The organism is Bradyrhizobium sp. 76 (assembly GCF_023073025.1).
Lineage (GTDB): Bacteria > Pseudomonadota > Alphaproteobacteria > Rhizobiales > Xanthobacteraceae > Bradyrhizobium.
In genome coordinates, this window is sequence record NZ_JADPIS010000081.1 from 1 (window position 1) to 10,052 (window position 10,052).

Below are 10,052 nucleotides of genomic sequence, written 5' to 3' on the forward strand. Positions count from 1 at the left end.
AGACGGCCCATCATGGATCGACCTCGCCGAGATTCGCGTCAACACAACGGAATCACGCTTCGTGACTTGTCTCAACCGACTTTTGCAACAAAATCGGCCCATTGCCGACCTCCGCTTACACAGCGCTATGTCTGCCTTCGGGAGATAGCCCGACTCCAGGTCAAGTCGGCGCGGAAGTCAGCCTGTGACCCTGAGCTCACATCGGCTCTCGAGTGCCGAGGTCGATTTCCACCTTTCCCGCCCCTGTCCCGTCGTACTGTGCTAGGCTCGTAGTGGTCGATCAGGTTTGCCCGTCAGGGGGCACATGCAACGGCGCGAGTTTATCACCCTTTTTGGCGGCATGACCGCTACATGGCCACTCGCGGCGCATGCGCAGCAGCCCGCAAGAATGAAGCGGATCGCTTTCATTCACCCGGGAATGAAAGTCGGCGAAATGAGCCTGAGTGGTCCACCGCAATACCGTGCTTTTTTCCAGGAGCTAAGCCGCCTTGGCTACGTCGAGGGCCAAAACCTCGCGATAGGTCGCTACTCTGGAGAAGGTACACCCGAACGCTACTCCGAATTGGTTCGGGATGTGGTCAACACGCATCCCGACCTGATTTTAGCGGTGGCGGCGCGTCTATCGTTAGATTTTAAAAAGGCGACGACGACAATCCCGATTGTGACAATAGTCAACGACCCGGTCGCCCTGGGACTTGTGGCCAGCATCGCGCGGCCGGGCGGCAACATTACTGGCGTTACTATCGCGACGGAATTGGAACTCATTGGAAAGCGTATCGAGCTGCTGGTCGAGGCGATGCCGGGACTCTCCATTGTTGGTTACCTTGTATCGCGATCGTACTGGGAAGACCCAAGAGGTGCGGCAGCCCGAGAAGCGGCAAAAAGAGCAGGTATTTCGTTGAGGGCTGCGCTGCTCGGCAACGTCTTCAACGAGGCAGAGTACCAGCGCGTCTTCAGATCAATGGAGCAAGATCAACTGGATGCGCTCATGGTGTCTGATGAAGCCGAGCATTTCACCAATCGTGCGATGATTGTCGAACTGGCGGCTCAACGCCGAATTCCCGCAATATATGCTTACGGCGACTTCGTCCAAGTTGGCGGACTGATGGCCTATTCGATTGACGTACCGGACACCTTTCGCCGGCTCGCCAATATCATCGATAAGGTTCTCAAAGGTGCCAATCCGGGAGATATTCCGTTTTACCGACCGACCAAATTCGAGCTGAGCATCAATCTGAAGACTGCGAAGGCGCTCGGGCTCGCATTGCCTACGATACTGCTCGTCCGTGCCAATCAAGTAGTCGAATGACGTCGCTTCTGGCCCATCGCTTCCGTAGGCGCGGTGCCCTTAAATGTCGGCTCACAAGGGCAGACCGGAAGTTTGCAGCCGGGCGCCAGTTCGGCGGCTTGTGAACCCAACTGCGACATCGGCAGCCGTATTTTGCTGCGATGCAGAACCTTTGTCTTTTGGTATGCTTAGCCCTAACGGGCACTCCGTGCCCACTCACCAGGCGATCGAATGAAGCGGCGCGAGTTCGTTGCTCTTCTCGGTGGATCGGCTACTGCCGTGGCGTGGTCGCTCGCTACGCACGCACAGCAGGGGCGCATGCGGCGGGTCGGCATCCTAGTTGGATGGGATGAAGACAATTCTGTAGCAAAGCTCCTTCTCTCCGAGTCGACACAGCGGCTTCAAGAGTTGGGCTGGACAGTAGGTAGCAATATCCGGCTGGACGTTCGCTGGGCGGCAGGAAATGTTGATCGGATGCAGGTCTTCGCAAAAGAGTTGGTTGGACTGGGACCCGACGTGATCCTTGCATCCACAACCCCAGCAACCGCTGCGCTCCACAGGGAGACGCGGACGGTTCCAATTGTATTTGTAACAGTCTCCGACCCGGTAGGCGCTGGGTTTGCCGCGAGCCTGTCCCGCCCTGGCGCAAATATCACCGGGTTCATCAACCTAGAAGCGACAATGGGGGGCAAATGGCTAGAGCTCCTCAAGGAGATCGCGCCCGGCGTTAAACGGGTCGCCATTATGTTCAATCCGAACACGGCACCCGGAGGCGGATTATATTTCTTGCCGTCATTCGAGGCCGCCGCGCGATCGCTTACCCTCGTGCCAGTCACAGCATCGGTACATAATGAGGCGGAAATTGAAACGGCGTTCACGAGGCTTGGACGCGAGCGGCGAGGAGGACTTGTCGTCCAATCGGATGGGTTTATGTTTGCCCATCGCGCAAAGGTTATATTGCTGGCGACCGAATACAATGTGCCTGCGGTGTCGGACCGAACGCTTCCTACTGAACAGGGTGGACTGCTCTCCTATGGCCCCGTTGACGATGACATGTTTCTTGGTGCTGCCCTCTACGTCGATCGTATTCTCCGCGGCGCGAACCCAGCAGAGCTTCCGGTTCAGGTGCCGACCAAATTTGGGATGAGATTAAACCTCAAGACCGCCGCGATGCTCGGTCTTACGATTCCACCATCAATCCTTGCTCGCGTCGAAGAGGTGATCGAATAGCACCGTTGTTGCGAATTGCGATGCGTTGGTCAGAATTTGACCCGAGGCCGCCATTGTTCGATTGAGGACAGCCGATCAACGCGAATTCAATGCTGTGACAGGAACTCCAACGTGACCTGATTGAAGACGACCGGATTCAGCCGCTGCATACCGTGCGCTGCATTGGGTATCACCACCGTTGCAGGAAACTCCCGACACTTCCGCATTTCAACGTACATGAACTCAAATTTCTTTGGACTTTTGTCAGCCGTCATGAGCAGCACGGGAAAATCGAACTTCTTGACTTCGGCGCAAGTACTGATCGGGCGGTGTTTGTCCCCCAAGGCCGAGTAGATATTTGCCAGAACCATCTCCTTCATGGACTCGGGAGACCTTAGCCAGGTGCCAGGGCCGCTCAGCATGTCGATGAAGACCTCCGCAGCCTTGGCTGAATCTCCGGTTTTCAAGTTTTCCTGCAAGGTCCCGATAAGCTTTTGTGTGAAATCTCCGGCTGCTTTGCCCTCGGCAGTCTCAGGCACCGCCATCTCAATGCTGCCGTCCGGCAGCACTAGCGTTCGAATGACTTCAGCGTGTGATTTCGCCACCTCGACTGCAACCGCGCCACCCCGCGAATGTCCGATGAGATGCACCTTCCCGAGGTTTAATTTTTTGATCAACGCAGCGACATCCTGGGCGTGCTGTTCGATCGAAAAATCGGCGCCAGTGCCATCCCAACGTTCGGGGTAAAAGTGTCTCAGGCTGACCGCGACTACCCGGTAAGTTTCACTAAAGATGCTGAACTGGGCGTTCCAAATGCGGTAATCAGAAGTCGACCCATGCACCAGAACGATGGGCACACCTTCGCCCGCATCTCGGTAGGCCATGGGATATCCGTTGATGGCTTCCCATTTGAGTTCCGATGGAATGGGCCAGTTGGGCTTGACGTCTTGTGCCCAAGCCTGCGTGCTCATGCACACGACAAAGAGAAACAACACCACGACGCGGCGCATTTGAAATCCCTCCTCAGGTAGTCTCTGAGAGGATCAGTCTTGCCGCAAGCATAGTTCTCCTGATGGAGCATAGTAGCAAGCGATAAGCTCAAGAATGCATAAATTTCTTAACTCAGCGGAGTCCGGTTGTGGCCCATCGCTTAAGTGAGCGCAGCGCAGCGACATGTCCCGAGTCCGGCGCAAACCGGAAGTCACCGACTGCGGGCAACCCGACCCGATTGACCCGGAAGGGACATTCCTTTGCCGACCGATTGGCGCGGAGTTGACTACACAGATTGTCTCCGCAAGCCCGGAGGCCGGCGCACTTTCGCGATGAGGTCGGATGGTAGGACGCGATCCCTACCTGTCACGCTCAAGTGGCAGACCGCTGCTCGCCGTTAGGAGTTCGTTAACCATCGCGGCCTAGCCTGCCGTCATTGCCCGGTCATCATCAGCCGATTGCCGCTCGGTTCGTTCTAGGAGAACAGCCGGTGTCCGCCGAGACGCTGACAAATGCCGCGGTAGGTGCGTGCCTGAAAATCTCGCCAGTGGCCGCTCGTGGCTTGCCAGACGACTGCGCTTGCCGCGCTCACTTTCGGAGCAAAGTCCTGGCGTATAGCAATCCGTGTCCTCTCATTCCCCAGCTCGGTGGAGCAATTGCGAGGCAAAAATGACCAACATTATCGAAATTCGCGAGATGAAGGCGCGCATTACCGTGTTTGGGGTCGGCGGTGCCGGTGGCAATGCTGTCAACAACATGATCGCGGCCGGGTTGCAAGGCGTCGACTTCATCGTCGCCAATACCGATGCACAGGCGCTTAGCATGTCGAGGGCCGAGCGTCTCATCCAGATGGGCACGCGGGTGACGGAAGGTCTCGGCGCTGGCTCGCATCCTGAAGTGGGGCGCGCTGCAGCCGAGGAGACGATCGACGCGATCCGCGATCATCTGACCGGCGCACACATGGTGTTCGTTACTGCGGGCATGGGCGGCGGTACCGGCACCGGCGCAGCGCCCATTATCGCCAAGACTGCGCGTGAGCTTGGCATTCTCACCATCGGTGTAGTCACTAAGCCATTCCACTTCGAGGGCCAGCGCCGCATGCGCCTTGCCGAGGCCGGAGTCGCGGAACTGCTGAAGGTGGTCGACACTCTGCTGATCATCCCGAACCAGAACCTATTCCGGGTGGCCAACGAGAAGACCACGTTCTCCAATGCCTTCGCGTTGGCCGATCAGGTACTTTATTCGGGTGTGGCCTGCATCAGCGACCTCATAGTCAAGGAAGGTCTGATCAACCTCGATTTTGCTGACGTTCTCGCCGTAATGCGCGAGAAGGGCAAGGCCATGATGGGCAGGGGCGAGGCTTCGGGCGCAAACCGCGTGCTAACCGCCGCCGTGGCCGCGATTTCCAATCCATTGATCGAGGATCCCTCGATCAAGCGTGCCAGCGGCCTCATAATCTCCATCACTGGCGGCAAAGACCTGATGTTATTCGAGGTCGAAGAAGCTGCTACCCGCATCCGCGACGAGGCCGACCAGGACGCCAACATCATCATTGGCGCATCGTTCGATGAGAGCTTAGAGGGTCTCGTCCGCGTCTCGGTAGTGGCGACCGGCATCGACAATCTCGACCCGGCGCCCCACGCGCAACCAGCGGAAAGCTCACTTACGGAACTCGCCGGCAGACTGCGCAACGACGGCCGTCAGATCGCCGGATCGAATGTAGTACAGCGCTGACCGACGCGCACCGTATCGGCGCCTCGGTCCAGTTCGCGCAATAGAGGAGCGATTTCGGTATCGACCTTGGCTGATCCGCGTCCATGAACGCCGGGCACACTCGGTTACTTGCGCTTATGGCCGCCCCTAGCCGACCGTTTGCCGAGCGCCTTCCCATATCGGCCTGTTGGAGCAGACCGAACGCCATGGAGATTGGACGCAACGAAGGCTTTTGCCTCCGGTTGTCCTAAGTCCGGCCGCTCGACGCCCTACCCTGTCCTCCAGTCATCCAATTGGGTCACCTTGGTGTCGCTCAGGAACACGGCCCAATCTTTCATTAACGCCCGCCGCTTTTCTAACTTTTGGCCTCGCTGATAGGCTGCAGTGGTTTCGCTCTTGTATTTGTGGGCCAGCGCAGCCTCGCGTACGCCGTCCGGATAGTCGGTGCATTCCTCAGCCCAAGTTGCGAAGGTCGACCTGAACCCATGAACCGTTACATGCCCGTAGCCGATGCGATCAAGTACCGCGAGCATCGCGTTTTCGGAGAATGACCCCCCTTCGGGATTGGTGAAGATCAGTTCGCCTTGGTGGCCGTTTCGCATCTCGTCCAGGACCGCCAACGCGGGATCCGTCAATGGGACGTAGTGGTCCTGGTCCATCTTCATTCGCTCGCCGGGAATTTTCCAGGTGGAGCCTGGGCGATCGATCTCAGACCAATGCCCTTCGACAGCCTCGTTCGTGCGGCAAGCCGTGAAGATTAGGAAGCGTAGCATCGCAGCAGCTGTTCCGGGCGCTCCGGCAAGAAGTTTCATGAACGCCGGCGCCTCGGCGTACGGCAAGGCTGGATGATGGCGGACGACCCGCTTGGGGCGCTTTGGAAGCTTTTCGCGCAACTGCCTCGTAAGCTCGGCCGGATTGCGGAAGTCTGGATCGTCGATATCAACGTTCTTCGCAACAATCGTTTCAATCCGGCCGCGGACCCGGTTCGCAGTCTCGCGCTTCTCCACCCAGATCAACTTGAGCAGATCGTGGATGTGGCTCGGCTTGATCTCCGGGATGGTGAGCTTGCCGATGGTGGGATAGACGTAACGCTTGAGGGAGGACGGCCACTGATCGCGATGCTTCCCGCTCCAGGTCGACCAATTCGTCCGGATGTAGGCTTCCGCGCATTCCTCGAACGTCGGCAACACAACCTTTGCCTCGACGGCTTTCGCATCTTCGCGCGCCCTTCGCCTCTCCTGCACTATGTCCACGCCGGCGGTGCTGCGATCGCCTTTCACGCGCAGCCGCGCTGCATCCCGTGCCAGCCGCGCATCCTTTAGCGACACGTCCTTTAAGGATCCGAGGCCGTGCCAGCGCTCCTTGCCATCTTTCCAATATCTGTATGACCAGCTCTTCGATGTTGGTCCGGTAATGATCAAGTAGAGCCCATCGCCATCGGCGTATTTGCCGGGCTTGGTTTGGCGTTCCACGTCGAGCGGTTTGAGCCTTCCAGCCATTGTTCCTCCGGGAAAAACGTCCTCCGAACCTACGGGCAAAAACCACGGTCAGCGACCCGATTAGGAGGAACACCGGCGAACTGCAAAGTACAGTCTTTCGGCGCAAGTCACTGGTTTTGCTGTGGAGTTCGAACAACTGCGAACAGAGGAGAACAATATACTGGCGGAAGGGGTGGGATTCGAACCCACGGTACCCTTGCGGGCACGCCGGTTTTCAAGACCGGTGCCTTAAACCACTCGGCCACCCTTCCAAGTCCGGAATGGCTGTCGCTTAACGCAGTCGACGGCGCATAGCAACGCGAAGTTGGCGCACGCCCCTTTCCCCGGCATCGGATCTGTCAGGCGAGCGTCAGCCTGTTCCCTTACCCTATGCCCTCTCGGCAATCCCGGACACTGGCGACATCTCCCAAGGCGTCGCCGGTTGCGAGGCCCGGTTTGGAGTCGCTTCCTTTTCCGGGCCTCGTTTGCCAGCTGCAAAGAAAAGCGGCGCCCCCCAAGGAGCGCCGCGCGAAGTCCGTTCATTGTTGCTTTAGCTCAGTACCCGCAGGACGCACAGTTCATCTGCACCGGGGCGTAATAGGAATAGCCCGGCTGGACCATCTCGACGCGCTGGCGCGTGGCGTATTGCGGCGGGATGCGCTCGTACTGGACGCTCGGCGGCGCCACCATCACGGTCTGCGGCACCATCACGGTGCGGTACTGCGCCGGCGCGCGATGCGCGACGGTGGCGCCGGGCGACACCATTACGGTCTCGTCGACGGTGCGGTATTGCGGCTGCACATATTGCTGCTGGTAGCAGGTCGTGCACGGCGGCGGCGTGTAGCAATTGTAACAGCCGGCGGAAGCAGCGCTCGTCATGGAAATCGCAGCGACGACGGTCGAGAAAACGACAGCGAGAGTGCGAGACATTGTTGTGGTGCCCCAATTGCCAAAATGGATTTGCGAAGGTCGCTGCCAGTATACGCCGCAAAACCTTGCGTTGCCGAAGTTCGTCGGGGCATCCTTAATGCAAACGGCCGGCTTGCGCCGGCCGTTCAGAACTTGTTGACCATGCGCGGTGCGTGATGCTTGCGATCACGCGTACGAGACGCTGTTACTTCGAGCGCCGTTTCACCTCGCGCACCGCGCCGCGCGCGGCGCTGGTGGTGAGCGCAGCGTAGGCCTGAAGCGCCGTCGAGACGTTGCGCTTGCGGCCGATCGCCTGCCAGGCGGCATCGCCCTTCGCCTCTTCCGCGGCGCGGCGCTTGGCCAGCTCCTCGTCGGAGACCTCGAGGGTGATGCTGCGGCTCGGGATGTCGATGGCGATGCGATCGCCGGTCCGCACCAGACCGATGTTGCCGCCTTCGGCCGCTTCCGGCGACAGATGGCCGATCGACAGGCCCGACGAGCCGCCCGAGAAGCGTCCGTCGGTGACGAGCGCGCAGGCTTTGCCGAGGCCCATCGATTTCAGATAGCTGGTCGGGTACAGCATCTCCTGCATGCCGGGGCCGCCGCGCGGGCCTTCGTAGATGATGACCACGACCTCGCCGGCAACGACCTTGCCGCCCAGAATGCCTTCCACCGCCGCGTCCTGGCTCTCGAACACGCGGGCGGGGCCTGCGAATTTCAGGATCGAGGCGTCGACGCCGGCGGTCTTCACGATGCAGCCGTCCTGCGCGAGATTGCCGTAGAGCACGGCGAGACCGCCGTCCTTGCTGAAGGCGTGTTCGAGGTTACGGACCACGCCCTTCTCGCGGTTGGTATCGAGCTCGTCGTAGCGACGCTCCTGGCTGAAGGCGATTTGGGTCGGGATGCCGCCGGGCGAGGCCCGGAAGAAGGTGCGGACGGACTCGCTCCTAGAGCGCTTGATGTCCCAGCGCTCCAGCGCGTCGCTCATGGTCGGCGCGTGCACGGTCGAGACCGAGGTGTCGATCAAGCCGGCGCGGTCGAGCTCGCCCAGAATGCCCATGATGCCGCCGGCACGATGCACGTCCTCGACATGCACGTCGGCAACCGACGGCGCGACCTTGCAAAGGACAGGCACGCGGCGCGACAGCCGGTCGATGTCCTGCATGGTGAACGCGACCTCGCCTTCATGGGCGGCGGCGAGCAGATGCAGCACCGTGTTGGTCGATCCGCCCATCGCGATGTCGAGTGTCATCGCGTTCTCGAACGCCTTGAAGTTCGCGACATTGCGCGGCAGCACGCTCGTGTCGTCCTGCTCGTAGTGGCGGCGCACGATATCGACGATGGTGTGGCCGGCCTCGACGAACAGGCGCTTGCGATCGGCGTGGGTCGCGACCACCGTGCCGTTGCCGGGGAGCGCAAGGCCAAGGGCTTCCGTGAGGCAGTTCATCGAATTGGCCGTGAACATGCCCGAGCACGAGCCGCAGGTCGGGCACGCCGAGCGCTCAATCACCTTGACGTCCTCGTCGCTGACTTTGGAGTCGGCGGCTGCGACCATGGCATCGATCAGGTCGACCGCCTTGGTCTTGCCCTGCAGCGTGACCTTGCCGGCCTCCATCGGTCCGCCCGAGACGAACACGGCGGGGATGTTGAGCCGCAGCGCGGCCATCAGCATGCCGGGGGTGATCTTGTCGCAATTGGAGATGCAGACCATGCCGTCGGCGCAATGTGCATTGACCATGTACTCGACGCTGTCGGCGATCAGCTCGCGCGACGGCAGGCTGTAGAGCATGCCGTCATGGCCCATGGCGATGCCGTCATCGACCGCGATGGTGTTGAACTCTTTCGCCACGCCGCCGGCCTGCTCGATCTCGCGGGCGACGAGCTGGCCGAGGTCCTTCAGATGGACGTGGCCGGGCACGAACTGGGTGAAGGAATTGACTACCGCGATGATCGGCTTGCCGAAATCGCCATCCTTCATGCCGGTTGCGCGCCAGAGGCCGCGGGCGCCCGCCATGTTGCGGCCGTGGGTGGTGGTGCGGGAGCGATAGGCTGGCATGGCGGTTTCCGTCCTCGGGTTTGGCTAGCCGGGCGGCAAAATTCGAAGCCGGCTCAGGCCTTTCCGGCCGGATAGCGCACGGGGGGAACGCGCGCAACGGGAACTTGGGTCGGACAGGGCTCCCCTGCTCCCGGCGCGGGCTCTTCGCAGCCCGAAGATAGCGCCTTCTCGATGGCGGTCGCCGCTGCCAGCATGATCCAGGGCCACTGCCGTCGCGCGCTTGCAATGATTCAACGGCAACTGCGCGTGCAGGCGCATGCACCCCGAAAATTCAAGTGCGATGAGATCCGTAGTCGTCCGGAATGGAATCCTATTCCGATGTCGCGTACATCGCGGGACATCGATCGGCGGCCTTCCAAGGGCATCACCCTCTGATCGCGCACCACGGGGTTGGGGGACCACATGGGAA

Annotated in this window: 7 protein-coding genes and 1 tRNA gene; 3 read left to right on the forward strand and 5 right to left on the reverse strand. The window is 60.2% G+C overall.

Annotated features, from left to right (window positions below; translation table 11 throughout):
- The first annotated feature begins 304 nt into the window (after positions 1–304).
- Entirely contained in the window at positions 305–1,309 is a 1,005-nt protein-coding gene (locus IVB48_RS16365; protein ID WP_247400880.1) for an ABC transporter substrate-binding protein, read from the forward strand.
- A gap of 210 nt (positions 1,310–1,519) precedes the next feature.
- Positions 1,520–2,518, forward strand: a complete 999-nt coding sequence (locus IVB48_RS16370; RefSeq protein ID WP_247400882.1) for an ABC transporter substrate-binding protein — start codon at positions 1,520–1,522, stop codon at positions 2,516–2,518.
- A gap of 86 nt (positions 2,519–2,604) precedes the next feature.
- On the opposite strand, the gene IVB48_RS16375 is transcribed toward IVB48_RS16370, so the two are convergent.
- Complete coding sequence (locus tag IVB48_RS16375) at positions 2,605–3,507, reverse strand: alpha/beta hydrolase (protein WP_247400884.1); 903 nt, start codon at positions 3,505–3,507, stop codon at positions 2,605–2,607.
- Positions 3,508–4,156: 649 nt separating this feature from the next.
- Between IVB48_RS16375 and ftsZ the strand changes: the two genes are divergently transcribed.
- Entirely contained in the window at positions 4,157–5,221 is a 1,065-nt protein-coding gene (ftsZ, locus tag IVB48_RS16380) for a cell division protein FtsZ (RefSeq protein ID WP_247400886.1), read from the forward strand.
- A gap of 248 nt (positions 5,222–5,469) precedes the next feature.
- On the opposite strand, the gene IVB48_RS16385 is transcribed toward ftsZ, so the two are convergent.
- From IVB48_RS16385 to ilvD, 4 genes are all read right to left on the reverse strand, one after another.
- On the reverse strand, positions 5,470–6,699 hold the full coding sequence (locus IVB48_RS16385; protein ID WP_247400888.1) for an integrase arm-type DNA-binding domain-containing protein: 1,230 nt from the start codon (positions 6,697–6,699) through the stop codon (positions 5,470–5,472).
- A gap of 161 nt (positions 6,700–6,860) precedes the next feature.
- Positions 6,861–6,950: transfer RNA gene (locus tag IVB48_RS16390), tRNA-Ser, on the reverse strand.
- 283 nt (positions 6,951–7,233) lie between these two features.
- Positions 7,234–7,557: a hypothetical protein gene (locus tag IVB48_RS16395; RefSeq protein WP_247400892.1), complete on the reverse strand. Its 324-nt coding sequence runs from the start codon at positions 7,555–7,557 to the stop codon at positions 7,234–7,236.
- Positions 7,558–7,792: 235 nt separating this feature from the next.
- Positions 7,793–9,643 (reverse strand): dihydroxy-acid dehydratase, encoded by a 1,851-nt coding sequence (gene ilvD, locus IVB48_RS16400; RefSeq protein WP_247400890.1) that lies wholly within the window; start codon positions 9,641–9,643, stop codon positions 7,793–7,795.
- Between the last annotated feature and the right edge of the window lie 409 nt (positions 9,644–10,052).

Coding starts and splice junctions, on each gene's coding strand:
- IVB48_RS16365 (WP_247400880.1), top strand. CDS start 305: ATGCAACGGCGCGAGTTTATCACCCTTTTTGGCGGCATGACCGCTACA.
- IVB48_RS16370 (WP_247400882.1), top strand. CDS start 1,520: ATGAAGCGGCGCGAGTTCGTTGCTCTTCTCGGTGGATCGGCTACTGCC.
- IVB48_RS16375 (WP_247400884.1), bottom strand. CDS start 3,507: ATGCGCCGCGTCGTGGTGTTGTTTCTCTTTGTCGTGTGCATGAGCACG.
- ftsZ (WP_247400886.1), top strand. CDS start 4,157: ATGACCAACATTATCGAAATTCGCGAGATGAAGGCGCGCATTACCGTG.
- IVB48_RS16385 (WP_247400888.1), bottom strand. CDS start 6,699: ATGGCTGGAAGGCTCAAACCGCTCGACGTGGAACGCCAAACCAAGCCC.
- IVB48_RS16395 (WP_247400892.1), bottom strand. CDS start 7,557: ATGACGAGCGCTGCTTCCGCCGGCTGTTACAATTGCTACACGCCGCCG.
- ilvD (WP_247400890.1), bottom strand. CDS start 9,643: ATGCCAGCCTATCGCTCCCGCACCACCACCCACGGCCGCAACATGGCG.